Raw genomic sequence first — 24111 nt, forward strand, 5'->3', positions numbered from 1 at the left:
TGTTCGGCCCTGCGAGTCGTGGGCTATTGCCGCTCCGGCGATCCTTTCGTTTCGCAGCGTGCACCTGCTGGGTATCAACGCTGCAGCAGGCGCTGGATCACGCGGAAGAGGTGTTTGCGGGCCCCCGGGGCACGGGACCACGGGCACATTGCTTTCGAGGAAACCACAGATCGCACAGAGCGCGCAGAATCCTCAATGTTTTCTCGCAGAGCCTGCAGAACGCGCTTGATGGAGGGCCCACGGATCCCACAGAACACGCAGAACGCCTTTTGGAGCCCACAGACCACACAGATCACACAGAAGGGTTTTTTCTTTGCAACCTTTCAGCCGCCGACGCGAGCCTGCGGACGCCAATCACGTAGCCACCGACGTAAGTCGGTGGAAAGCTCCCTCGAGTCTTGTCCGCCGCCTTCCGGCGGCGGCTACCAGGTCCCAAACCCGTAGCCGCCGACGTGAGTCGGCGGACCGATCCTATTCAGGTGTTTTTGCTTCTGCGTAATCTGCGTGCTCTGTGGGCTTTTTCTTTCTGTGTGTTTTGTGGGCTCTTGAGGAGGTAGCCACCGACGTAAGTCGGCGGACGCCGATCAAGGTAGCCATGGGTGGAAGTCGGTGGATGCTTTTACCGACCGGTGAGTTCCTGCAGTGGCTGCCTTGCCGGCGCGAGGGCTTCTATTTGGAGTCTCGGTCCGCCGCCTTCCGGCGGCGGCTACCGACCGGATTCTTTGCCTCAGCCCACAGACCACACAGATCACACAGAAGGTTTTTTCTTTGAAGTCCCTCAGCCACCGACGTCAGCCGGCGGGTCTCGATCTGGTAGCCACCGACGGTAGCGGGTGGACCATGATTGCTCGTAGCCGCCGGCGGCAGCCGGCGGATTCATCCAGTACCGGCTTCGTTTTTGGGGGCGGCCACCAACCTTCAACTCTGTACCCGGCGACGCCAGTCATTGGATTGATCCCTCTCCGCCGCCTTCCGGCGGCGGCTACGAGGCCTTGAGATCTGTAGCCGCCGATGGGAATCGGCGGATTCATTTGGGATCCAATGGCAATCCTGTTCGGAGCAGCCTTTCAGGTCGTGGATCAGTAGTTAGTGCTTGGGTCCGCCGCCTTCCGGCGGCGGCTACCAGGTCCCAAACCCGTAGCCGCCGACGTGAGTCGGCGGACCGATCCTATTCAGGTGTTTTTGCTTCTGCGTAATCTGCGTGCTCTGTGGGCTTTTTCTTTCTGTGTGTTTTGTGGGCTCTTGAGGAGGTAGCCGCCGACGTAAGTCGGCGGACCCGCGGATCCTCCGCCGCGTTCCCCCGGCGGCTACGGAGTGACATGCTCCGGGGGCCTTTTCGAAGGAGCGCCGACCTCGGATCGGGGACGTCGTTGATTCGAGATCCCGGGCAACGACTCTTGTCCGGCCGGGAGGGCACGTCGCCGTTCCCCGGGCCTGCGCCGGGGATCAGGGAGGCAGCGGTCCGCCGGCATTGCGCCACTCGGGGGTGGTGGCCCAGAGGTTGACCGGCCAGACAGTGCGCCCGAACCGGAGGAATCGCACACTTCCGTCTGCAAAGGTGTAATTGGAGCCGGTGCCGGCGCCCTGGCCGGATCCCGCCCGACGCCCGCCGGCATGCCGCGCCTGGTCCAACTGCGTGATGTCCTCGAACCGCTCGTAGTCCAGGTACCAATGCGTGGAGTCGGGTTGCTTCTCTCCGAACACACAGGTTTCCGAGGGCTCGCGGATCTCGGTTTCGCGAATGGCGTGGCCGTTGCTGGAGACGATTTGGCGCCACTCGCCCGCCGGGTAGAAGGTCCGGTAGTAGTCGTTCCACGCGTTGTAGATGTAACTCCGTGGCGCGGCGTCGGCGGGCCAGAGAGAAGGGTCCGTACTGCCGGTGGCCGGTCGGGCGACGTCGCTGGGACAAAGCAACAGCTTTACATCGGGCGCATAGGGACTCAGCCGATGGGGCCAGCGGACCGGGTGCGTGCGCGGGCAATATCGGCCGTCGTTGTCGTGGACGTACATTTGCATGGCCAGTCCCCATTGGCGCAGATGATTGAGACAGGCGATGCGGCGGGCGGTTTCCTTGGCCCGACTGACGGTGGGCAGGAGAAGGCTGGCGAGGACGCCCACGATGGCCAGCACGACCAGCAATTCGATCAACGTGAAACCGGGGCGGCCGCCCCGGGGCGGTCCAGACAGGGCACGTTCCGTGGGCAAACGCATCCTCATGCTTTGCACGAGGAATTGGACGTGCGGGTGGGGCAGAGGCTTCACAAGCACGGCTGAGAACGGCTCGTTGCGAATTGACGGGTCGGTCTCCATGCAGCAGCCCCCCAATCCTGTAGAGGGACCGACGGAGCGCCCCGGGCGGGGAGGGATGCAGGGATGCACCCCGACTGCCGCGGTTGGTTGCACGTCGGGTCGCTCTTCAAGAGTGCCATCCGCGGCGCGTGGAGTCGCCCCCCCGCCCGGTGTTGCGGAGAAGGCATGAATTCGCGGCCCCGGCCGAGCCGGGAACCCGATTCGCCCATCTTGTCCATGGGCGGGGTCGACATGCTCTCCTGGCTGCTATTTGGAGGCGCCATCCGCGTCTCTGCACGGCCGGCACTGCCAAAGGGTTCGATGCCGGCTGCGAAATTGCCCGGATCCCACAGCCCATCAGACGACGAAGGAGCGCCCGTGGGTTACAGACGAAACGGCCCATCGACCGTCGGGAACGAACCACGAGGGTTTGGGCTCTGCGGGTCGGGCACCGGGTGAGGTCGGCTGGCGACCGCGGGGGGCGAGTCTCTCCGCGCAGTTGGCAAGGTCGGAAACCCGGCTACCATGAGTGTGGTGCGAGACATCAAAACATTGTTCCGGGAAGAACTCCAGGCGCAGGTGACCGCCTGGGGCGAGCCGGCGTATCGTGCCGACCAGGTGCTGGAGTGGTTGTACCGGCACTGCGTGACGGACTGGTCGGCGATGACCAATGTGCCGCGGTCGCTGCAGCAGCGACTGGGGGAGCATTTTTCGCTGCAGACGCTGGTCTGCATACGACTGCGGGGCTCGGCCGACCAAACGCGGAAGTTCTTGTGGCGCCTGCCGGATGGCGCCTTCATCGAGAGCGTCTTGATCCCCGCCAATCCGGCCCTGTACGGCGAGCCCGCGGATCGTCACACCCTCTGCGTCTCCACCCAGGTCGGCTGTGCGTACGGCTGCCGGTTTTGCGCGAGCGGGTTGGATGGCTGGAAACGCAACCTGCAGCCGCACGAGATCGTGGAGCAGGTGCTGGCGGTGGAGCGCTGGCATCGGACGCAAGAAGGATCCGAGCGGGGCGCAAACCGCGGGTCCGGCCGGTTGGTGGACAACTTGGTCATCATGGGCATGGGCGAGCCGCTGGCCAATTACGACAACCTGATGCGGGCTCTTCGGATTCTGAATGCTCCGTGGGGCGGGGGCATCGGCGCCCGCAAGATCACCATCTCCACCAGTGGCGTGGTCCCGGGCATCCGGCGTCTGGCGGAGGAGCCGGAGCAGTTTCGGTTGGCGGTGTCATTGCACGGCGCCACCGACGCTGTGCGGGGCCGGATCATGCCGGTGAATCGGAAGTATCCATTGGCCGAGCTGGTGGCGGCGCTGGAGTACTATCAGAAGCGCAAGGGACGGATGCTCACGTTCGAATACATTTTGATCGAAGGGGTCAACGACAGCCCGGATCAGGTCCCGCCCCTGGCCGCATTGGCGCGGCGGCTGCACGCCAAGGTAAATCTCATCCCCTACAACCCGGTCGAGGGGTTGGAATGGAGGCGACCGGCTCCGGCCGCATGCGAGGCCTTTTATCAGGCCCTGCGCCGTGCGGGCGTGACGGTGACGCTTCGCCGGGAGAAGGGGGTGGACATCGACGCTGCCTGTGGTCAGTTGCGACTGCGCACGGAGCGGGAGTTCGACATGGTGCGGTCCGGGAGTGGGGCGGGAGAGACGCCGGGCGAGTAGGACGTGCCGATTGGAGCACTAAAGAGGTCGTTTCGGAAGCCTGGTGGGGTCGTGAGGAGAGGGAGAGCACCAGGACCGTGCGCAGCGGGCAAGTTGACCGGCTCCGAAGATTCCGAACCCTGGTGAGCTGCGCGGTGTCTGTCGGCCCGAAGGCGGTGATCCGGCAGGTCGGGCGACGTACGCTACGAGGGGCGGGATCGCGACCGCCTGATCGAGCCCGCTACAGCCATGGGCGTGCTGGTGTTCTTCCAAGACTCCGTCCTTTACCTTTTCTGCGTGTTCTGCGTGCTCTGTGGGCTTTCGTGGTGCGCGTTCTGTGGGTTGTTGGTTCGGAGTACCGGAGTCCCATTGCCGGCGACGCGAGTGGGTGGAAACTACGAGCGAGGACCCGTGCGCCGCCTGCCGGCGGCTACCAATCTTCAGATCCGTAGCCGCCGACGTGAGTCGGCGGATACCAACTCAAGAGCCATCGGCGGGGGCGCTTGACCGACTCACCCGGCATTGCGTCTCCGACGCGGCTACCATTCGTCAACCCCATGGCCACCCACAGGACTCGCTGGAAGCGTCCCCTGATTCCTGTGCCTTCGCGAGGTCCGCCGTGCGGGCCGCGGGGCTGTGGTCAGATTCCGGCTCCGCCGCCTGCCGGCGGCGGCTACGAAATCCCGTCTGGCGGCTGGAACCCGCCGATCCGGTAGGTCAAGAGACCTTGCATTTGACTGCGCTCCCCGATATCCGCCGCCTGCCGGCGGCGGCTACCATTTTTGTCCGTAGCCGCCGACGGGAGTCGGCGGACCAGCCCGAACCCGCCGCGTCTCCGCGACGGCTGCCGCAAAGTAGGCTCTGCGAGCTTACTCGGTAGCGCGGCTTCCAGCCTGCCGGATCGCAGACCTCCGGTCTATGGGCGCTGCGGGGTACATGTGGAGGGCGCGAGCCGACGGGCGCTTCGATGGTTGCCCGGAGTGAGGGTGGGTCTTTCCTGAGGGATCTAGCGATGGTTCTGCCTTTCGCGACCTCTGCCGGCTGGAGGCAGGGATACGGCAAGTCGGAGACCAGCGCTCCCAGGTATCCGCCGCCTGCCGGCGGCGGCTACCAATCTTGTCCGTAGCCGCCGACGTGAGTCGGCGGACACGGCGGGCCCGGATTTCGACTTGCCCGGGTGCTGGGGAAGAGGGATGTTTTGATCACCCTCCGGGCGGAAGGGTGGCTGAGTGGTTTAAGGCACCTGACTCGAAATCAGGCGTAGCCGCAAGGCTACCGTGGGTTCGAATCCCACCCCTTCCGCCATGCTTTTTGCGATGCGAGGACAGGGCAGGGCTGCCCACGATCGGGTGGGATACGATCGAGTCGATGTCCGCGGGGTCTTTGAGCCGGAAGTGGCGAGGTACGGGTCGCGTGCAGCCCGGCCAATCTGTGGGCAGGAGCAAGGTTGGGCTTCACCGTGTGCCGCGGGCTTCGGGCAGGTGACGCGGCGGGCGCAGGACGTCCGCGAGTCGAGCGCACGGCCCGGTACCGGTCGGGTTGGTGTGGCCATTCTGCGGATCCGGAGCCGGAGGCTCCGAGGCGCATTGGGAGCTCCTTCGGGCGGGGAATCGAAGAACCATGAAGCTGTTGGTATTCGCGCATACACCACCGCCGCATCACGGGCAGAGCTACATGGTCCAGCTGATGCTGCAGGGGTTCGGCGGGGACCGGCGTGGGCGGTCCGCCGGGACTGAGAAACATCCCCTGGGCATCGAATGCTATCATGTGAACGCGCGGGTCTCGAAAGACCTGCAGGACATTGGCGAGTTTCGGCCGGGCAAGCTGATCCTGCTGCTGGGGTACTGTCTGCAGGCGTTGTGGATTCGATTTCGGTACGGGGTCGAGAACTTCTACTACGTCCCGGCGCCGGGGAAGTACTCGGCTCTGTATCGCGACTGGCTGGTGATGACGCTTTGTCGGCCGTTTTTCAGGCGGGTCATTTTGCACTGGCACGCCGCCGGCTTGGGGCGGTGGTTGGAGACGGTGGCGCACATGCCGGCGCGGGTTTGGACCTGGCGAGCGTTCCGGAATGCGGACTTGTTCATCGTGTTGTCCCGCTTCAACCGCGGCGATGTACAGAAGTTCTGGCCCCAGCGTGTGGCAGTGGTGCCCAACGGCATACCGGATCCGTGTCCTCATTTCGATTCGAGGGTGTTGCCGCGACGGCGGGCCCGGCTGGCCGTGCGGCGCGCGCTGGTGTCGGGGGGAACTCCCGCGGCGGAGGATCTGGCGATGGCGGGCGCCGGGCCCGAGGAGGTGCGGGTCTTGTTTTTGGGCCATTGTTTGCGGGAAAAGGGATTGTTCGATGCGATCGAGGGTGTGGTGCGATTGCATCGGCGGTTGCGACAGCAAAACAGTCCCCTGCGCGTGCGGTTATGGGTGGCGGGGAGTTTTCCGCGGGCCGAGGAGGAGGCGGAGTTTCGTGCTCTGCAGGCCGATCCGGAAACAGGGCCCTTGCTGGAATACCTGGGGTTTGTGAGCGGTGAACGGAAAGAGGCCGCGTTGCGCGAGGCGGATGTGATGTGTTTTCCGACGTACTATCCTGCGGAAAGCTTTGGCCTGGTGATTGTGGAGGCGCTGGCGTTCGGGCTGCCGGTGGTCACCACCCGATACCGCAGCATTGCCGAGGTGTTGCCGCCGGACTACCCGGGCGTGGTGCCGAGTCGGGACCCGGAGGCGGTGGCGGCAGCGTTGGGCCGTCAGATGTGGGCGGACGATTTCGAGGCGCTGCGCCGCCATTTTCTGCAGCAGTTTACCCTGGAACGGCACCTGGAATGTTTGGCGGCGGCTTTGCACCGCTTGGAGCGCGGCGATCCCTCGGATCTGACGGAGTTCTCCACGCAGCCCGGGCTTTGGGGGTTGGGGCAGGGCAGGCGGGCACCCGCGCAGTGACCCGCAGCCTGTCTGCTCCCGGCACGGCGCCGGGGCAGGACTTCTGGCGGGCTGGCGTCGGCCGGGCTCAATCGTCTGCGGTCCGCCATATCCAGTCCGCGGCGCGCGAGGGATGGAAGCGCGTGGGCTGCAAAGGTGTGGAGGGACGGACGCCGCCGTCGTCGCGGCCATCCCATCCGGTGGCGTAAAGCTGATACTTGGTGTCGCTGAGCTTCCGGTAGCGGAGCGACTGACCCGTGATGCGGTCGGGGGGTAGCGGACCCTCGTCGGTCAAATCCTTCAACTCGTCCGGCAGTTGGCCTGTACGGATTCGGAAGCGTTCAATCCGGCACGCGACACGTGCCAGGTCGACTGCTGATTGTCCAAAGGCGAGCCTTTGTACAGGGATGGAGGCAGCGAGACCCACGGCGAGGAAGTTGTAGGGCCCCGTCCGCCGCAGCGTCTGCCCCTCGCCATCGTCAGAGGAGTGTTTGGACCAATATGCCTCCAATTGCTGGGCCGCCGCTTTCCGGACGGTGCATTGTTCGGGGTCTATCACAGGGGCCACCCGATCCAGGTAATAGCGCACGAGGTTTGCTTTGTTCTGGTCCGCCCACCCATGGGGCAGCCACCAGGGCCAGCGAGGCCAATCAAATGGGAATTCCTGTCCCACAACCTCCTTGGGCGCATACGTTCCCGAACTGATTCCCCGGAGGGTCCACAGCGCGAGCGCGCACTCTGCCTGCAGGACTCGCGGGAGCTCGCGCAGGAACTCGATCTTTTCGAGCACCTGTTCCAGCTCGGCAAGTTGTCTTTCGTCCCATCGACCCGCGAGCAGCCCCTCCCAGACGGCCTGGAGGAGTCTTTCGCAGGACCTCTGACGCACCAGCAGAGAGAGGAGGATGGGCTCGGTTTCCATGGCCTGGATAAGGCGCAGGCCCGCCAGCACCTCTTCGTGGGCGGTCGAGCCTTCTCCCAGTTCGAGACGCACGCAGGCACGCAGAGTCAGGAGGTCGGCTGCTTTTGACAAGGTGTTCAAGTGCGGCAGTCGCGCTTCGGGCCCCCATTCGTAGCGGATGGGAAACCGGCACTGGGGCCGACGGGTGGCCTCGACGAAAGCCGCCACGGGCGCGTCGTAGGCGCGCAGCATCTCGGCCACGATGGCCGCAGAGCTCCCGTGTTTCTGACGGAGCGACGCCTGCCATGCTTGCACCGAGGTCACGCCCTGCTCCCGCAACCACTCCTGAACCTGTATCGGGAGGCGGTTGCTGAGGCACAGCGCTGCCCACGCCTCGAGCGGCAGCCGCTGCCCCAGCTGCCAGGAGCCGAAACCGGGTGCATTGCGAGTCGTGGGCGAGATCGGCTCCAGCACGAAGTAATGCTTTGCCGCGCCGGACGGGAGATCCCGAAGGTTCGTGGCGGTCATCGTGAGCCGGTCCGGTTCAAAAAACGGCGCCATCGCCATGTTGACTTCGTCGGGGATGGCAGGCGGGATGTGGGCTTTGTAGTCCAGCAAGAATCCGCGCGCCTCGGCCAGCGCTTGGGCGCGTTGCCAGGCCAGATGTCCCCGCCAGTTCTCGACCACGAACGCGAGCATTGCCAGGGTCAGCATGCAGGCCAGCGCGAAGAAAAGCGCGCGCAGACGCTTGGGATGCAGCAGCCAGCGCAGAACGAAGTAGCTGGCAAAACCGCACGCGGTGGCGAACAGCGAACTCAGCACCCAGTCCTGAAAGGTGAGAATGACTTTCGGTGGCGCCGGCCAGAGCCTGTGGCCAATGACCCCGCTGACCAGGGCCACGGCCAGTGCGGCGGCCGCGGCACTGCTCCACCCCTTCCACCCTCGGAGAGGCCTTTTCCACCACGCTGGAAACGGGGTGTTCATAGGAATGGCAGAGACCTAGGCAGCGATGCTGCTTTCGTCGGGTTGCAGCGGTTCCACCAGGGTTTGCCGTGGGGGCAGTGCGGGAGCTGGAACGGGCTGGGAGGGCTCGTCCGATCGGGGGGCCAACTCACGGAGCAGCTCGGCCATGTACCGTTTTCGTTCCTGCCAGGCCTGCCAGCGTTGCGCCAGTTCGGTGGGAGGGGAAGCGGTGGGAAGGGAGGAGTCCGACGCGGGCAGGCTCCATTGTAACGTGAGGGCCGCCAACCAGCAGCCGGCCAGGATGGCCCAGGCACGCGGACTCGGCCAAAGGATGGCCTGCAGCCAGTTGCGCCAAAGCCCATGGATCGTTGGCGCTTGGTGGGGGCTCTCCGAAGACGCGGCGGCGCGGGCTGCATCCAAGATGGCGGCCCGCCATTCCGGGGCCGGGGTCTGCAAGGGCAGCCGGCGCAGCCGGGTTTCGATCGGGTCCTGCAGATTCATGGCTTCATGGTTCCTGCGGTGGTTTGACTCGAGTTCTCAACCCAACGACGCAAACGGATGCGCAATTTGTCCAGGGCATAGCGGTACCGGCTGGCGGCCGTGTTGGGGGAAATCTCTAGGACACGGGCGATCTGCTCGAAGGTGAAACCCTCCCAGAGTTTCAGGTGGACCACGGCTCGTTGCTCCGGCGGCAGGTCGGACAGTGCCCGGGCTGCCTCGGCGCGAAAGGCGGCCTCGTCGGGATCCTCTGCGGGGGCGAACGGGATGGAATCCTGGGCCCCTTGGCTTTGGAGGAAGCGGTCGCGCACCGTGCGTCGACGGTGGAAATCCATGGCCAGGTTGTGAGCGATGCGGAAGAGCACCGCACGCTCCGAGCGGGCCGCATCCAGCAAATCGGGCTGCCGGGCCAGCCGCAGGAACGTTTCCTGCAACAGGTCGCGGGCGTCCTCCTCCTCGTGCGTGAGGCTCAGAAGATACGCGAACAGGCCCTTCGCGTGGGCGTCATAGCAACGGGCCAGTGGATCCTCGTCGCTCATTCCTGTCTACAAGGACGTGGAGCCGGCCTCGTTTTGTCTAATCTTTTTCATCCGGCATCCAGGGCGGTTGTTGCGCCGGGTCGGTGGGCCTTGAAAGTACCGGAAACGCGGCAGGGGCCGGGGTCGGCCTCGTGGTGTTGGCAACGACTCCGGGGGTCTGCGTTGCGGAGGGGGTCGCGAAAGCTGCGCGGGGCTCGTGGATGGCCCCCAAAGGAGGACAGGGGCGCTGGCTCTCTGGGACGGGGCTGATCGTGGGATTCGCACCGTTAGCCGTGCAGCCGCCGGAGCGGGAGCTGGAGCGAATCCTCGTCGCCGGGACCGGGACACGTTCCTTGGTGTGCACGTCAACGAGCTTCGGAATCCGCATTGCCTTGTGGCGTGGTCGGACGGAAAGTTCGGTGGCGAAAATGCAACGCGGGTTCATTCAGAAGCTGCGGCAGGGCCCGGGGCACGTGCGACAAGGCCGGCCCTGGTGGGGCTTGGCGATCTTGTCGGGTCTGTTGGTCCTGGCGACGTTTGGCGCAGGGGCGGAGGTGTGGCGTGCCTTCCGGGTCCGGGTGGTAGAAGCGGGCAGTGGCTGGCCGGTGCCCTTGGTGGAGTTGCGCACGACCCATCAAATGCGGTGGGTGAGCGACAACGCCGGCGTCGTGGCGCTGGATGCGCCTGAACTCATGAACCGGGAGGTCTGGCTGGAGGTGCGCAGTCCAGGGTACGGGGTCGAGCCGGATGGCTTCGCGATGCGGGGCGTGCGCGTGAAGCCGGTGCCGGGCGGGGAGGTGACCATCGAGGTGCGCCGCTCGGTCCTTGCGCGCCGGCTCGGTCGGCTCACCGGCGCCGGATTGTTCGCGGAAAGTCAGAAGCTCGGCGAGTTTGCCAACGAGCCGGAGTCCGGGGTGTGGGGCTGTGACAGCGTCCAGATTGCGGCGCATCGGGGGCGGCTGCACTGGGTCTGGGGGGACACAACGCTGCCCCGGTATCCCTTGGGGATTTTTCACGCCACCAGTGCGACCACTTCGCTGGAGCCGCTACCGAAACCGGAGCCGCCGATTCGCATGCGGTTCGACCTGTTTCGGGACAGCCGGGGGCAACCGCGAGCGGTGGCCGAAATGCCGGGCGAGGGGCCCACCTGGTTGAGCGGCCTGGCCAGCGTGACCAACCGAGAAGGGCAGGCGCGGCTGGTCGCCGTCTACGCCAAGATCAAACCGCCTCTCGAGGTCTATCGGTGGGGGCTTTGCATTTGGGACGATGCCGACGAACGCTTCGAGTTTTTGAAAGAACTCTGGACGAAATCCGCGGATCGACCGGAAGCGCCTGCGGTGCCGGAAGGACATGCGGTGTGGTGGCAGGACGACCAGGGTCGGGCTTGGTTGCTTTTCGGCAACCCGTTCCCGCGTTTGCGATGTCCGGCGACTTTTGAGGCGTGGTCGGATCCGGCCCAGTGGGAGCGCGTGGATGCGCCGGATCATCTGGTTGCTGCCGACGGCCGCAGGGTCGAACCGCACAGTGGATCCATTGCCTGGCATCCATGGAGGAAACGGTGGGTGGCGGTTTTCATGGAACGGTTCGGCCGACCGTCGGCCTTTGGCGAGGTTTGGTATGCCGAGGCTTCCTCGCCGTTGGGACCCTGGGGCCGAGCGGTCAAGGTGCTCAGCCACGACAACTATACCTTTTACAATCCGCGGATCCACGCGGAGATCCTGCGTGGGGATTCGCCGGTGCTGCTGTTCGAGGGGACGTACAGTCGGGAGTTCGCCGACCGACCCGAGCCGACGCCGCGTTACGATTACAATCAAGTGCTCTACCGGTTGGACCTGGACGATCCGCGTTTGGAACCGGCCCGGCGGCCCTGATGCGGTCGGGGGCCTGGCCACGTTGCCGAGAAACCTGCTCGCTCATCCGGTTCTGCATGTGCCCGGGCTTGGGTTGGCATCATCGAGTCTTTCGCGCGCGCGGGCACGAGGGGATGGATCCGGGCCTGACCCAGAAAAATGGTGGGTTGGCGGGGACTCGAACCCCGGACCAACGGCTTAAAAGGCCGCTGCTCTACCGACTGAGCTACCAACCCACGAAAGGAGAAAAGCTCCGCTGCCGAGGGCGTCGTTCTCAGGCCAAGAAACAATATGAAGCCGGCGCCCCGTTTGGCAAGCCGTCAGTCCGACCGGATGTCCGTGGGACACAACTCAGTCTTTGGGCCCCGGATTCGAGGATCCCACGAAAATGACGTTTTTCCGGCTTCGCCGAGCCGCAGATGCCCGGAACACCGTCGCGCTTTCAAGGGAAGTCCAACGTCTGGAATGCGCCGCTCAGCGAACCTGCGGCGCCGGGGTCCTGCCTGCGCCAGTGCTGCGAGCGACCCCTTTCAAAGCAGCCTTTGCGAGTTCATTCCCATCGAACTCATCGAGGGGGGCAAAAAGGGCTTTGCGCCTTCGGCGCGCCGTTTGTCCGGCCGATCTGTGGAAATCGCCTGCCCAGGGCCTGCCCTGCGGAGCCAGATCGCGCCCATGAGAGGCGAATGGCACGCCCTCGGCGCGTTGGCTGGCCGCCCCAACGGGGCGGAAATTCGTCAGCCCAGGGCAACCCTTTAGGCAACTGGGTTCGCGCAATTCATGCCGCCCTGAGGGCGCGGCATTCGATGTGGCACGCCCGGCCCTTGCGATGAGGGGGCCTCGGATTGTGCCCTTTCGGGGCGGGATGGGTTTTGCGGGCCGAATTCCCGGAGCGTTTGCCCCGGGCTGACGGGCCGGATACGCCCTCGGCGCGCGGATGGCCAGTACGGTCCGTGGACTGCGAAGGGCGCGCCCCTTGGAGAGGGTGGGTGGATTTCCGCGGCATTCGCTCCTGCGCCGGCGGCGTCGTCTCTTGCACACTCCGAGCCGAACCTGAGGCCGAGTTCTCATCGGCCGAGATTTTATCTGGCAGACATGCGAGGAGCTGAAGCCAGCGGTGGATCCGGAGGCTTCCCGGAAGGTGGCGATGGTGTTGGATGCATTGACGGAGGGGCGCGCGCGGAGGTTTGGGAAGTGGTCGATCCGCTGCGACCGGCGCTGCGACTGCCTGCCGAGGTGCAGGTGCGCACCCACTAGTAGTCAGCCCTACTGGCCAACATGCTACGGCAGACGGAGACCCGGGGAGCGGTCGAGCGGCGGCCTTTCGGGACTTGCACAAGGGATGACGGGCGCTCATGCTCCGGGCCAACAATCTCTCATCGGAGGCTAGCCATGTACAAGATCATCGGTGGTGACGGCCGGGAATACGGGCCGGTTTCGGCGGACCAGATTCGGCAATGGGTGCGGGAAAACCGGGCGAATGCCGACACACGTGCCTGCGCCGAGGGCACGACGGAGTGGCGGCCGCTGCGGGACTTTCCGGAGTTTGCGGATCTGTGGGTGTCCGTGCCTCCGATTGCGGTATCGGCAACGGTGCCCACGGCTTCTCGGGGACCGGAGCAAAAGGTGATGGGACCGGCCATTGGGCTGTTGGTGACCGCGGGCCTGGGCGCGGTGACAAACTTCTTCGCCCTGATTTGGTATCTCATGGGTCAGCCGCTTGGCGAATTGCAGGCGGAGCTCGGCGACGAAGTGGTGGAGAAACTCGTTCAGTTCAGTTCGATGCTGGGGGTGTTCGGTTCGTTACTGGGACTGGCCATTTCGGCCGTGGTGGCTTATGGAGCCGTCCAGATGCTGAAACTGCGGAGCTACGGCTGGAGCATGGCGGCCAGTATTTTGGCCCTGATTCCGTGCACTTCGCCGTGTTGTCTCCTCGGATTGCCCATCGGGATCTGGGCCCTGGTGGTATTGAGTCAGCCCGAGGTAAAAGCGGCTCTGACCCGCACCGCCTAGGCGTCGCTGCTGATGCGGGATTGGAGGACTGCCAAGTGGCGATCGCTTCCGGTGGCGGAGCGGGCGCGGGTGGCCATTTTATTGAATCAATTGGCGACGCCGGGCCTGGGGTCGTGGCTGATGGGGCATCGCTGGGCCGGGGCCGGGCAGATGGTGCTGGCGTGTGCCGCGGTGGGCCTGGCGGTGGTGTGGTTTGCGGCGGTGCTTCGGGCAGCTTGGAACAGTTTGGAGGCAGGGGAACCGTTGGATGCTCAGGTGCTGCATTTGGCGTGGCTGCAGCGCGCCGTGGTTTGGTTTGCCGTGGCATGGGCCTGGGCGGGCGTCACCAGCCTACAGATCTGGTGGGAAGCGAGTCGCGGGCCATCCGGTCCGGTTCCGCAGGCTCCACCTCCGGGCCCGGCCGTGCCTCCGCGGCTGCGGGAACCCGGCGAGGGGGCTTGAAGTTGGTCGGATTCCGGCCAAGTTTCAGCCATGCAGCGTTTGGCTCCCAAAGCAGTTCGCGAGGCGCTGGCCTCGTTGCCGGGATGGCGTCGGCGCCGCAACGCCCTGGAGCGCACCGTCGAGTGCAAGGACTTCGTGGAGGCCCTTCGTTTGGTGAACCGGGTGGGGCGGCTGGCCGAGCGTTTGCACCATCACCCGGACATCTGCATTCGATGGAATCGCGTGACGTTCACCCTCACCACGCATGATGCGGGCGGGTTGACGGAGAAGGATCTGGAGTTGGCGCGACGCATTCAGCGATTGGCGGGTGCGCTTTGAAGGGAGGGTGCGGGCCGCGCCGACGGTTCGGGAGGCGGGGTGACGGGTGCAGGGGTCCCTGCGGGCGCCGGGTGGGGTACCAGCTCCAAGGGCTGGTCGTGATCGAGGAACCTGCGGCAGACCTCGAAAAACTCGGCTCGGGTGTGCACGCGCCGAATCGCATGGAGAAAGTCTGCGGAATCGGTGCCCAATCCTTCGCCGATGAAATTCAGGAAGAGCTTGAGGCGTTGGGTCTGGAGCCGCTCGGGATAACCCGGCGTGGCGTACGTTTGCCAGAGTTGCTCGATGTATTCCAGCAGGTCACGGCCGGTGGGACGGAACACAGGTTGCCCGGCCAGGACCTGACGAATCTGAGTGAAAAGCCAGGGATTGCGGATCGCAGCGCGTCCGATCATCAAACCCCGGGCACCCGTGAACCGGAGCACGTCCAGGGCCTGATGAGCGTCATAGATGTGGCCGTTGGCGAGGACGGGGCAGGGGAGTCGCTCCACGGCACGGCGGATGAGATCGTAACGAACGGGCAACCGGTATCCCTGGACCACGGTGCGTCCGTGAATGATCACCAAATCGGGTTGATGACGCGCGTACAGGTCGAGGAGCTCGTCGAACAACGCCTCGGTGTCGAATCCGATCCGGCTCTTGAGGCTCAGGGGCAGGGGCGTGGCCCGGCGCAGCGTGCCCAGGATGCGATCCAGGAGATCGAGGTGCCGGAGCAGTCCGCCTCCGGCACACTTGCGGTAGACCACGGGGGCAGGGCAGCCCAGATTGAGTTCGATGGCCGCCACCGGAAGGGAGGCGAGGGCGCGGGCCGTGCGGGCGAGCGCTTCGGGGTCGTTGCCCATCATTTGCGCAACGACCGGCCGGCCGGTGCAGTTGCTCAGAATCGACCGCACGATGGCTTTTTCCGGGCGGGAGGTGACGTGGACGCGGGTGTACTCGGTCCAGTACGCATCCGCGCCGTCACGTTGCTGAACGAGCCGCCAGAACGCCGCATCCGTGACGTCCTGCATGGGAGCGAGCGCCAGGAGGGGATCGGGTCCGGACAGCAACCTGCGAAACGCCTCCCGATGGCCGAAATCGTCGTGCGCTGTCGCGATCTGGGGTTCTGCGGTTGGGTTGCGTTGGGCGGCCATGGCGCGTGGGGTAACGAGCGACCGACAGGGGAGCGCGCAGTTGTGAGAGCGGGCCCGGACTTCAGCTCCCGCAGAGTGCGGCGTCCCAGTCTTTCCAAACCGGCTCGTAGCCCAGGCTGGCAATCCGTTGGGCCACCTCTGCGGCCGACCGGGTATCTGCGATGGCGAATTGTTCGGTGGCGGCGGTTGGGTGCTCCGGAGGCGGGGCGGCCCATTCGCTGGCGCCCGCGTCCACGATGCGGCCCCGCACGGTTTGGTGAAGATGATCCCGTCCGGCCCCGGTGTAGCCGCCGGGCTCGGTGTGGCTGCCGGCGCTCATCAGCGTGATGCCCAACGGAATCAGGCCGTCCCGCAACCTGGGCGACTCCCGGGTGGACAGCACCAGGCCCACATCCGGGAACATCAAACGAAAGGCGCAGACCAGCTGGACCAGCTCCCGGTCCGTCATGTGCACGAGTGGTTGGAATTCGCCGGCGCACGGGCGCAACCGCGGGAGGGAGATGGTCAGAAACGCCTTCCAACAATTGCGCAACAGGTAGGAGGCGTGGGCGGCCACTGCCAGGGCCTCATAGCGCCAGTCGGCCAAACCGTACAGGGCGCCGATGCCGAGGCGACGGAACCCCGCAGCATAGGCCCGTTCCGGCGTCTCGAGGCGCCAGTTGAAGTCCCGTTTGGGGCCGGAAACGTGCATTTCCGCGTACACGGCGCGGTCATAGGTCTCCTGATAAACGACCAGACCTTCCGCGCCGGCCGCCACCAGCGGACGATAGTCTTCGACAGACAACGGTCCGACTTCCAGCGACACGGCCGGCACCTCGGCATGGACGGCAGCCACGCAGTCCCGCAGGTAGGCCACGGGAACAAATTTGGGATGTTCGCCCGCCACCAGAAGCAGGTTGCGGAAACCCTGCGCCTTGAGGGCGCGGGCTTCTTGCAACACCTCCTCCAGGGTCAGGGTCACCCGCAAGATGGGGTTGTTCCGGGAAAACCCGCAGTACCGGCAAACGTTGATGCACTCGTTGGACAAATAAAGAGGGGCAAAAAGGCGGATGACCCGGCCAAACCGCTGGACGGTCAGTGCGTGCGAGCGCCGGGCCATGAGCTCGAGAAACTCGGCGGCCGCAGGGGACAGAAGATGCGCAAAATCCGCCAGGGTCAGCGTGCTGCGGTCGAGGCTTTCCCGCACCGCAGCGCGCGATGCGGTCCGGGCCCGCTCCAACAGGGAGCGCAGCGGCAAACGTTCGAATTCGGCAACGAAGCTCACAACGGAAACGTATCAAAGGCCCGGTCGTTGTCGAGTGACCGCCCGTGGGGATGGCCCGGGCGCTGACCGGGCCGACGGCAGGCGTGGGCTCGGCTCGCCCTCCGCGATGCAGAAGAGGGAAAAGCGGACTACCCCGGCTCAAGGCGCAGGCAGCCTCCAAAGCGGCCGGGCGCGGGAGGCGGTGAAAGTCCGGGGCAGGGGACGATCTCCGCGCGTCGGCGGTGCGGCGGGCTCCCCGACCTTGGCGCGTGCGTCTCTCGGGATCATCGATGGCAACGGCACACGGGGGCCCGGTTGAAAATGAAAATGGAGAGGCCAGAGCGCTCCACTGGGTTCCATGTTCGAGGAATCCGCCCCCGGATCTTCCCGGCCACGTTCATTTCGGACCCATTTGACAAGTGCGGGTTATGCGGCAAAGTTCCCGTCGCGCGTTGCAACCAGCGAAAAACGGAGGACGACCATGAAACGAGCATTGGCCGCATTGTTGATCGGTACCGTAACGACCGTGGCCTGGGGCGCGGCTGAAGTGGGCAAGCCGGCGCCCGATTTCACCGCCACGGACATCACGGGCAAGACCCATCGTCTGTCGGATTACAAGGGCAAGATCGTTGTGCTGGAGTCGTATAATTACGACTGCCCCTTCGTCGCCAACCATTACAAGACCAAGGCGATGCAGGAGCTGCAGGCCGAGCTGACGGGCAAAGGCGTGGTATGGTTGCTGGTCAACTCCGTGCACCCGGGGCACTCGAATTATCGGACGCCGGAAGCCGCCAAGAAAGAATGGGAGGAATTGGGGATCAAAGCGACGGCCTGGATCCACGACAGTTCCGGCGCAGTGGGGAAAGCCTACGGCATGCGCACCACGCCGCACATGTTCGTCATCGACAAGGACGGGGTACTGGTCTATCAGGGCGCCATTGACGATCGGGCGTCCTCCAGCGGAGATCCTCGGAAGGCGCGCAACTACGTGCGGGAAGTCGTCAACAAACTGCTGGCGGGCGAAAAGCCCGAGGTGACCCAGACCAAGCCCTACGGTTGCAGCGTCAAGTACGCGGACTGATCGTCTGCGTCTTCCCAACGTTCGCTTTCTTGGGTTGGCCGGCTGCGGTTTGACCGGGCCGGCTTTTTTTGTTCCCGGTCCCGTTGGGGTTGTGGCGGGCCTTCTCGGGTGCCCGCCCCGGGCACCCTCGACACAGCCGCGCCCAGGGGCTCCGGGGCAACCCGGCGTCAACCGCGCGCGCCTCCGCTTCTGCGCCCGGCTTGCAAGGCGGGCCGCGCGGATCGAGCTGTCGTGGCGTTCGGGGTTCGGCTCAAGCGTCCCGGCTGAAGGGCCGAGGCAGAGGCAGGGGGATGACCAGACTGCCGTGTCCGGCTCCGACCGCCGATGAATCGACGGCCCCGGGCGCCGGGTTCCGCCATTGCCGGCCTGCCGACCCCCGCCCAGACTGTCGGTGCTTATGTGGCTGTACATCACGGGGACGGACACCGGGGTGGGGAAAACGGTCCTGGCCACGGCGTGGGTTCGTCATTTGCGTGGGACTGGTCTGCGCGTGATTGGCTTGAAGCCGGTCTGCTCCGGGGGGCGTACGGATGCCCGGCGCCTCTGGGAGGCCTCGGGCAGGGCATTGCCGCTGGACCGTGTGAACCCGTGGTGGTATCGCGCGGCGGTCGCGCCGGTGGTGGCTGCGCGGCGCCTCGGACAGTCGCTGCAGCGAGAGCAGGTTGTGGAGCATGTGCGGCAGGTCGCGCAGGGCTTCGAAGTGGTGGTGGTCGAGGGCGCCGGGGGCTGGCTGAGCCCGATTGGGGAGGACTTCGACAATCGAGACCTGCTGCGCGCCCTCGGGGCGGTGCCCGTGGTCGTGGCGCCGAACCGGTTGGGGGTGGTGAATCAGGTACGGCTGGTCTGGGAGGCTTTGGGGTCCCGGTGGACGCAAAAAGCCGTGGGCGTGTTGATGGACCCCGCAAAGCCGCATCCATTGACCCGGCTCAATCGGGAGCTGTTGGCAGCGTATCTGGAGCCGGCGAGGCTGATCCGATTCCCCTGGCTGCCGGAGGCGATGGTGGCAGGGGAGACTCCTCTTTCGCGTCGCGCCCGGGCCGCGTTGGATGCGTTGGGGCGGCAGGTGGGGATTCGCTCGGCCCGTTGAAGGGCCGGGATGGAATCCGGGGTGGAGACGGCATCGGGCGGCATGGACAGGAATTCTCGCGGCATGCCCTCCCCGGGGGAGCCGTTTTCGAAGTGTCGCGGCAAGCGGGGGAAGGCCGTGGGCATCGCGACCTTTCCCCGGCTTGACAGGGTTCAGTTTTGACTTACCGTTCGGTCAGTTTTTCGATGGCACGGGTAGGTGGTGTTGCCGAACGGACCCGTCAGCGCATTCTGCGCGCGGGCCTGCGGTGTTTCGCCGAGCGCGGTTACGCGGCCACGGCGATGCAGGATATTGCCCGGGCGGCGCGGGTCTCGAAACCGGCGCTCTATTATCACTTCCGGGACAAGGCGGATCTGTTTCGTGCGCTGGTGACCGAGGCCCACGAGGCCCGGCACCGCCGCCTGGCCGCGGCGCTGCAGTCCGGTCACGACATCCGGTCCCGGCTGGTGGCGGTGATGCAGACCATGTTCGAGTCGTTTTGCGAGGATCGGGAGCTCTATCAGTTGGCGGTGGCCACCATGTTTGCCCCGGCGGGGGATGCGCCGCGCGGGTTCGATTGCCGGCCGCTTTGTCAACGAAACTTCGAGCTGGTGCGCAACGCCATGCAGGCGGCCCGGGAGGCGGGTGAACTGAGTCGCCACTACACCAGCGAAGAATTGGCCCAGGCCTTTTATGGTTTGGCCCATCACTGCCTGGCCGCCTCGCTGATCTTTCCCGGGTGCCGTCCGGATCGGCGGATGGCGGAGCGGCTGGTCCAGTTGTTTCTGCAGGGCGCTGCGGCCGTGCCGGGTCCGCCGGGGCAGCAAGCTGCATCGAACGGGCGCGGAGGCGGCGTGCGGCCGGCAGGTTCGGACCGCCGGGCCAAGCGTTCCCGCCCGGAGGTGGGCAGAGCATGAAAAAGCAAATCGGGATTGCCTTGGGGATTTGGTTGGTCATGGCGGCCGGGCTGGCCGGTCTGAAGGTCTGGCAGATTCGGACCATGATCGCGCACGCGCAGGCGCAGCCGCCGCCTGCGGAATACGTTTCGGTATTTGTCGTGCGCCAGGAATCCTGGCCGCGGCTGTTGACGGCGGTGGGCTCGGTCACGCCGGTGCGCGGGGTGAAGGTCACGGCGGAACTGCCCGGGGTGGTCCGTGAGATCGCGTTCGAACCCGGCACGGAAGTTGAAGCGGGGGCGTTGTTGGTGCGATTGGACACGACCACGGAGGAAGCGGAACTGCGAGAAGCGGAGGCGCGGGTGGATCTGGCGCGACTGAACGTGCAACGGTTGCGCGCCCTGCGGGAGTCGCAGACGGTCTCGCAAGCCGAACTGGACGAAGCGGAGGCGGCCCTCAAGCAGGCCGAGGCACGGGCGGAGGCCATCCGGTCCACCATTGCCAAGAAAACCCTCCGGGCCCCCTTCGCCGGGCTGCTTGGAATCCGCGAGGTGCATCTGGGCCAGTACCTTCAGGCCGGCCAGCCGGTGGTCTCCCTGCAGGCGCTGGATCCGGTGCACATCGAATTCGCCCTGCCGCAGCAAACCCTGGGGCAACTGCGACCCGGCCTGGAGGTGGAGGTTACCAGTGACGCGTACCCGGACCGGGTGTTCCGCGCCACGCTGACCGCGATGGATCCGGAGGTGGACACGGCCACGCGCACCGTGCGCGTGCAGGCCACCGTGGCCAACAAGGACCGGGCACTGCGTCCGGGGATGTATGTGCGCGCGGCAGTGGTTCTGCCGGAGGCCGATCTCGTCACGATGATCCCTTCCACTGCGGTGCTGAGTGCACCGTACGGGGATTCGGTGTTCGTCGTGGAGCCGGCGACGAACGGTCTCTCCGGCGGGTTCCTCGTCCGACAGCAATTCATCAAGCTGGGCCGGCGCAGGGGGGACTTTGTGAGCGTGACCGCGGGGGTGCAGCCCGGACAACAGGTGGTCAGCGCGGGCGTATTCAAACTGCGCAACGGGATGCGGGTGAGCGTGACCGACCTGCCCACACCCGAGCCGCAGTTGGAACCGCGACCGCCCGAGGGCTGAGGGGGGAAACCGATGAAAGCGTTCACGGACATTTTCATCCGGCGGCCGGTCCTGGCCACGGTGGTCAATCTGGTGATCCTGATCGCCGGTCTGCAGGCCATCTTTACCCTCACGGTCCGCCAGTACCCCCGCACGGACAATGCCGCCATTACGGTGACCACCGTGTATGTCGGGGCCAGTCCGGACCTGGTGCGCGGTTTCGTGACCGTGCCGCTGGAACGGGCGATCGCAGCCGCGGACGGCATCGATTACATCGAGTCGGTGAGTCGTCAGGGGATTTCGACGATCACCGTCCGGTTGAAGCTCAACTACGATCCGAACAAAGCCCTGGCGGAGATCAGCTCGCGGGTCAACCAGGTGCGCGGCGATCTGCCGGCCGGAGCGGAGATTCCGGTCATCAGCATCGAGAACGCCGAGAGCAGCATCGCGGCGGCGTATCTGGCGTTTACTTCCGATTTGTTGGAGGCCAACCAGATCACGGATTACCTGGTGCGCGTGGTGCAACCGCGCCTGTCGGCGATCGAAGGGGTGCAGCGGGCCGACATTTTGGGCGGGCGGACCTTTGCCATGCGGATCTGGCTGAAGCCGGATCGGCTGGCGGCGTATGGCCTGGGTCCGGAGGACGTGCGACAGGCGCTGGTGGCCAACAACTTTCTGGCGGCCCTGGGGCGCACCAAGGGGGCCCTGGTGCAGGTCGATTTGACGGCCAACACCGACCTGCGGTCGGCCGAGGAATTTCGCCAGCTGGTCATTCACCGGCAAGGGGATCGGCTGGTGCGGTTGCAGGATGTGGCCGACGTGGTGTTGGGGGCGGAGAACTATGACAGCGAAGTCCGCATGACCGGTCGGCGCGCCGTTTTCATGGGGGTCTGGGTGTTGCCGACGGCCAATACGCTGGACGTGATCCGCCGGGTGCGCGCCGAGGTCGACGCGATTGTGAAGGACCTGCCCAGCGGGATGGAAGGACGGATCGCCTACGATGCCACCGAGTACATCGAGAACTCGATTCGCGAGGTGCTGCGGACGTTGAGCGAGACGCTGCTGATCGTGGCGATCGTGATCTACCTGTTCCTCGGTTCGCTCCGTTCGGTGCTGGTCCCGTTGGTGGCGATTCCCCTCTCGCTGATCGGGGCGGTCTTCCTGATGCAGGTGTTCGGATTCACGCTGAACCTTTTGACCCTGCTGGCGATCGTGCTGTCGGTGGGGCTGGTCGTGGATGACGCCATTGTCATCGTCGAGAATGTGGAGCGTCATGTGCGCGAGGGGCTGCCGCCCCTGCAGGCCGCCCTGGTGGGGGCACGGGAACTGGTGGGGCCGGTCATTGCCATGACTCTGACCCTGGCGGCCGTGTACGCGCCCATCGGATTCCAGGGGGGACTGACGGGGGCATTGTTTCGGGAGTTTGCCTTCACACTGGCCGGCGCGGTGTTCATCTCCGGCGTGGTGGCGTTGACCCTTTCTCCGGTGCTCTCGGCGCGGCTGCTCGATCCCGAGCGCGAAACGCGCGGGTTGGCCGGGTGGGTGAACCGCGCGTTCGACCGGCTGCGTGCCGCCTACGCCCGAGTGCTGGATGCCACCCTGTCGGCTCGCGTCGCGGTGTATGTCTTGTGGTTGGGATTGAGCCTCCTCGTGGTGCCGATGTACCAGATGGCGCCCAAGGAGCTGGCCCCTGCGGAGGATCAGAATGTCATTTTTGGGATCGTGGAGGCGCCGGCCGACGCCACGGTGGAGCAGACGACCTTCTACACCGAGCTGTTGAACGAGGAGCTGCTCCGGGTGCCGGAGGCGAAGCAGACGTTCCAAATCACGTTTGCGGACAACGGATTCAGCGGGCTGGTGCTCAAACCCTGGGCGCAACGGCAGCGCAGCGTGTTCGAGGTGGTGCCGGAAGTGCAGCAGGCGGTCAACCGCATTCCGGGCATCCGCACGATGGTGGCCACGCCGCCGCCCCTGCCCGGAGGGGGGACCTTCCCGGTGGAATTCGTCATTGGTTCCACGGCGGAGCCCGAAGAGATCCTGCGATTTGCCGAGGAACTGCAACAGCGTGCCGCGGCCAGCGGTTTGTTTGCGTTCCCTCCGATTCTGGACACCAAGCTCGATCAGCCCGAGGTGGAACTCGTTTTGGATCGCGACAAGGTGGCCGCGTTGGGCCTGAGCCTGGCCTCTGTCGGGGGCGACCTGACCACCCTGCTGGGCGGGAATTACGTGAACCGGTTCAGTCTGCAGGGCCGCAGTTATCGGGTCGTTCCGCAGGCCATCCGGGTGGAGCGACTGACGCCGGAACAGATCGAGCAGACCTACATCCGGGGGCCAAATGGCCAACCCATCCCGTTGAGCACCATTGCGCGGCTGGAGCAGCGGACCCGGCCGCGCGCGCTGCACCGCTTCCAACAGTTCAATGCGGTGAAGCTGAGCGGGGTGGCCATCCGCCCGCTGGACGAGGCGCTGCGGTTTTTGGAGCAGGAGGCTGCCCGTCTTCTGCCGACCGGTTATCAAATCGGCTATACCGGGGAATCGCGGCAGTTGCGCGTGGAGGGCAGGAAGTTCCTGCCGTCCTTTGCCCTGGCGCTGACGTTGATCTTTTTGGTTCTGGCGGCGCAGTTCAACAGCTTCCGGGATCCACTCATCATTCTGCTGGGATCGGTGCCGCTGGCGATGTTCGGGGCGCTGTTGTTCTGCTTCCTGCGCATTCCGGACCCCAACACGCCGTTTTTCACGTCGGGCTGGACGACGACGCTGAACATTTACTCGCAGGTGGGTCTGGTGACGTTGGTGGGACTGGTGTCGAAGAACGGCATTCTGATCGTGGAATTCGCCAATGAACTTCAGCGGGCGGGACTGGACAAGCTGCGGGCGATTCGACAGGCGGCGTTGATCCGGCTGCGACCGGTGTTGATGACCAGCGTGGCCACGGTGGCGGGGCACTTTCCGCTGGTGCTGGTGAGCGGCCCCGGGGCGGCGGCGCGAAACTCCATCGGACTCATCGTGGTCAGTGGCATGGCCATCGGAACGCTCTTCACCCTGCTGGTGGTCCCGGCCCTGTACATGTTGCTGGCCCGGCGTCATCGCGGCGAAGAGCCGGGGACGTTGGGCCGGGACTTCACTCAGGCAGAAGCGCTGGAGGCCGAGCCACTGCCGGCGACCAGCCCGCCTGCGCGGTAGGCCGGGGAAGAAAGGTGCGCAGGGCCGGCTGCCCACC

At 65.6% G+C, this 24111-nt stretch carries 18 protein-coding genes and 2 tRNA genes; 13 read left to right on the top strand and 7 right to left on the bottom strand.

Annotation, left to right across the window (positions count from 1 at the left end):
- Positions 1–1446 precede the first annotated feature (1446 nt).
- Positions 1447–2211, bottom strand: coding sequence for a prepilin-type N-terminal cleavage/methylation domain-containing protein (locus ACPDIT_RS08870; RefSeq protein ID WP_423442845.1), 765 nt, complete (start codon positions 2209–2211; stop codon positions 1447–1449).
- 603 nt (positions 2212–2814) lie between these two features.
- Between ACPDIT_RS08870 and rlmN the strand changes: the two genes are divergently transcribed.
- The 3 genes from rlmN to ACPDIT_RS08885 all read left to right on the top strand — a co-directional run bounded on the left by rlmN (position 2815) and on the right by ACPDIT_RS08885 (position 6876).
- Entirely contained in the window at positions 2815–3963 is a 1149-nt protein-coding gene (gene rlmN / locus ACPDIT_RS08875) for a 23S rRNA (adenine(2503)-C(2))-methyltransferase RlmN (RefSeq protein ID WP_423442846.1), read from the top strand.
- Positions 3964–5157: 1194 nt separating this feature from the next.
- Positions 5158–5247: transfer RNA gene (locus ACPDIT_RS08880), tRNA-Ser, on the top strand.
- Between the two features lie 315 nt (positions 5248–5562).
- The gene (locus ACPDIT_RS08885) at positions 5563–6876 is read left to right on the top strand and encodes a glycosyltransferase family 4 protein (RefSeq protein ID WP_423442847.1); all 1314 of its coding nucleotides are present in this window, start codon (positions 5563–5565) and stop codon (positions 6874–6876) included.
- 67 nt (positions 6877–6943) lie between these two features.
- Here ACPDIT_RS08885 and ACPDIT_RS08890 read toward each other — a convergent pair whose 3' ends face one another.
- Genes ACPDIT_RS08890 through ACPDIT_RS08900 form a run of 3 tightly spaced genes read right to left on the bottom strand, consistent with a single transcriptional unit; the run spans position 6944 to position 9753 of the window.
- The gene (locus ACPDIT_RS08890; protein WP_423442848.1) at positions 6944–8737 is read right to left on the bottom strand and encodes a hypothetical protein; all 1794 of its coding nucleotides are present in this window, start codon (positions 8735–8737) and stop codon (positions 6944–6946) included.
- A 15-nt stretch (positions 8738–8752) separates the two neighbouring features.
- Positions 8753–9217, bottom strand: a complete 465-nt coding sequence (locus tag ACPDIT_RS08895; protein WP_423442849.1) for a hypothetical protein — start codon at positions 9215–9217, stop codon at positions 8753–8755.
- Positions 9214–9753 (bottom strand): RNA polymerase sigma factor, encoded by a 540-nt coding sequence (locus tag ACPDIT_RS08900; RefSeq protein WP_423442850.1) that lies wholly within the window; start codon positions 9751–9753, stop codon positions 9214–9216. The genes ACPDIT_RS08895 and ACPDIT_RS08900 overlap by 4 nt, the downstream gene beginning before the upstream one ends.
- A 407-nt stretch (positions 9754–10160) precedes the next feature.
- On the opposite strand from ACPDIT_RS08900, the gene ACPDIT_RS08905 reads away from it, so the two are divergent.
- The gene (locus ACPDIT_RS08905; RefSeq protein WP_423442851.1) at positions 10161–11603 is read left to right on the top strand and encodes a hypothetical protein; all 1443 of its coding nucleotides are present in this window, start codon (positions 10161–10163) and stop codon (positions 11601–11603) included.
- Positions 11604–11742: 139 nt separating this feature from the next.
- Here the strand turns inward: ACPDIT_RS08905 and ACPDIT_RS08910 are convergent.
- Positions 11743–11818: transfer RNA gene (locus ACPDIT_RS08910), tRNA-Lys, on the bottom strand.
- An 856-nt stretch (positions 11819–12674) separates the two neighbouring features.
- Between ACPDIT_RS08910 and ACPDIT_RS08915 the strand changes: the two genes are divergently transcribed.
- From ACPDIT_RS08915 to ACPDIT_RS08930, 4 genes are all read left to right on the top strand, one after another.
- On the top strand, positions 12675–12836 hold the full coding sequence (locus tag ACPDIT_RS08915) for a hypothetical protein (RefSeq protein WP_423442852.1): 162 nt from the start codon (positions 12675–12677) through the stop codon (positions 12834–12836).
- Between the two features lie 135 nt (positions 12837–12971).
- Positions 12972–13592 carry a DUF4339 domain-containing protein gene (locus ACPDIT_RS08920; RefSeq protein ID WP_423442853.1) on the top strand — a complete coding sequence of 207 codons (621 nt, stop codon included), beginning with the start codon at positions 12972–12974 and terminating at the stop codon, positions 13590–13592.
- 69 nt (positions 13593–13661) lie between these two features.
- The gene (locus tag ACPDIT_RS08925) at positions 13662–14033 is read left to right on the top strand and encodes a hypothetical protein (protein WP_423442854.1); all 372 of its coding nucleotides are present in this window, start codon (positions 13662–13664) and stop codon (positions 14031–14033) included.
- Between the two features lie 30 nt (positions 14034–14063).
- Complete coding sequence (locus ACPDIT_RS08930) at positions 14064–14351, top strand: 4a-hydroxytetrahydrobiopterin dehydratase (RefSeq protein WP_423442855.1); 288 nt, start codon at positions 14064–14066, stop codon at positions 14349–14351.
- Here ACPDIT_RS08930 and ACPDIT_RS08935 read toward each other — a convergent pair.
- Together ACPDIT_RS08935 and thiH are read right to left on the bottom strand one after the other, a co-directional pair.
- Entirely contained in the window at positions 14327–15484 is a 1158-nt protein-coding gene (locus ACPDIT_RS08935; protein ID WP_423442856.1) for a tRNA dihydrouridine synthase, read from the bottom strand. The two genes, ACPDIT_RS08930 and ACPDIT_RS08935, sit on opposite strands and share 25 nt — an antisense overlap.
- A 61-nt stretch (positions 15485–15545) precedes the next feature.
- A complete protein-coding gene (thiH, locus tag ACPDIT_RS08940; protein WP_423442857.1) occupies positions 15546–16748 on the bottom strand; it encodes a 2-iminoacetate synthase ThiH in 1203 nt (400 codons plus the stop codon).
- Positions 16749–17208: 460 nt separating this feature from the next.
- Between thiH and ACPDIT_RS08945 the strand changes: the two genes are divergently transcribed.
- From ACPDIT_RS08945 to ACPDIT_RS08965, 5 genes are all read left to right on the top strand, one after another.
- Positions 17209–17808 (top strand): thioredoxin family protein, encoded by a 600-nt coding sequence (locus tag ACPDIT_RS08945; protein WP_423442858.1) that lies wholly within the window; start codon positions 17209–17211, stop codon positions 17806–17808.
- Positions 17809–18205: 397 nt separating this feature from the next.
- Positions 18206–18895 carry a dethiobiotin synthase gene (bioD, locus tag ACPDIT_RS08950; RefSeq protein ID WP_423442859.1) on the top strand — a complete coding sequence of 230 codons (690 nt, stop codon included), beginning with the start codon at positions 18206–18208 and terminating at the stop codon, positions 18893–18895.
- 185 nt (positions 18896–19080) lie between these two features.
- Positions 19081–19791, top strand: a complete 711-nt coding sequence (locus ACPDIT_RS08955) for a TetR/AcrR family transcriptional regulator (RefSeq protein WP_423442860.1) — start codon at positions 19081–19083, stop codon at positions 19789–19791.
- Positions 19788–20912: an efflux RND transporter periplasmic adaptor subunit gene (locus tag ACPDIT_RS08960; RefSeq protein ID WP_423442861.1), complete on the top strand. Its 1125-nt coding sequence runs from the start codon at positions 19788–19790 to the stop codon at positions 20910–20912. The genes ACPDIT_RS08955 and ACPDIT_RS08960 overlap by 4 nt, the downstream gene beginning before the upstream one ends.
- 12 nt (positions 20913–20924) lie before the next feature.
- Positions 20925–24074, top strand: a complete 3150-nt coding sequence (locus ACPDIT_RS08965; RefSeq protein WP_423442862.1) for an efflux RND transporter permease subunit — start codon at positions 20925–20927, stop codon at positions 24072–24074.
- The last annotated feature ends 37 nt before the right edge of the window (positions 24075–24111 follow it).

It is taken from the genome of Limisphaera sp. VF-2 (assembly GCF_049537125.1).
In the GTDB taxonomy this organism is placed as follows: domain Bacteria; phylum Verrucomicrobiota; class Verrucomicrobiia; order Limisphaerales; family Limisphaeraceae; genus Limisphaera.

Excerpts from the sequence above, each read along its gene's own strand:
- ACPDIT_RS08870 (WP_423442845.1), bottom strand. The coding sequence starts at position 2,211 with ATGCGTTTGCCCACGGAACGTGCCCTGTCTGGACCGCCCCGGGGCGGC.
- rlmN (WP_423442846.1), top strand. The coding sequence starts at position 2,815 with ATGAGTGTGGTGCGAGACATCAAAACATTGTTCCGGGAAGAACTCCAG.
- ACPDIT_RS08885 (WP_423442847.1), top strand. The coding sequence starts at position 5,563 with ATGAAGCTGTTGGTATTCGCGCATACACCACCGCCGCATCACGGGCAG.
- ACPDIT_RS08890 (WP_423442848.1), bottom strand. The coding sequence starts at position 8,737 with ATGAACACCCCGTTTCCAGCGTGGTGGAAAAGGCCTCTCCGAGGGTGG.
- ACPDIT_RS08895 (WP_423442849.1), bottom strand. The coding sequence starts at position 9,217 with ATGAATCTGCAGGACCCGATCGAAACCCGGCTGCGCCGGCTGCCCTTG.
- ACPDIT_RS08900 (WP_423442850.1), bottom strand. The coding sequence starts at position 9,753 with ATGAGCGACGAGGATCCACTGGCCCGTTGCTATGACGCCCACGCGAAG.
- ACPDIT_RS08905 (WP_423442851.1), top strand. The coding sequence starts at position 10,161 with ATGCAACGCGGGTTCATTCAGAAGCTGCGGCAGGGCCCGGGGCACGTG.
- ACPDIT_RS08915 (WP_423442852.1), top strand. The coding sequence starts at position 12,675 with ATGCGAGGAGCTGAAGCCAGCGGTGGATCCGGAGGCTTCCCGGAAGGT.
- ACPDIT_RS08920 (WP_423442853.1), top strand. The coding sequence starts at position 12,972 with ATGTACAAGATCATCGGTGGTGACGGCCGGGAATACGGGCCGGTTTCG.
- ACPDIT_RS08930 (WP_423442855.1), top strand. The coding sequence starts at position 14,064 with ATGCAGCGTTTGGCTCCCAAAGCAGTTCGCGAGGCGCTGGCCTCGTTG.
- ACPDIT_RS08935 (WP_423442856.1), bottom strand. The coding sequence starts at position 15,484 with ATGGCCGCCCAACGCAACCCAACCGCAGAACCCCAGATCGCGACAGCG.
- ACPDIT_RS08945 (WP_423442858.1), top strand. The coding sequence starts at position 17,209 with ATGAAACGAGCATTGGCCGCATTGTTGATCGGTACCGTAACGACCGTG.
- bioD (WP_423442859.1), top strand. The coding sequence starts at position 18,206 with ATGTGGCTGTACATCACGGGGACGGACACCGGGGTGGGGAAAACGGTC.
- ACPDIT_RS08955 (WP_423442860.1), top strand. The coding sequence starts at position 19,081 with ATGGCACGGGTAGGTGGTGTTGCCGAACGGACCCGTCAGCGCATTCTG.
- ACPDIT_RS08960 (WP_423442861.1), top strand. The coding sequence starts at position 19,788 with ATGAAAAAGCAAATCGGGATTGCCTTGGGGATTTGGTTGGTCATGGCG.
- ACPDIT_RS08965 (WP_423442862.1), top strand. The coding sequence starts at position 20,925 with ATGAAAGCGTTCACGGACATTTTCATCCGGCGGCCGGTCCTGGCCACG.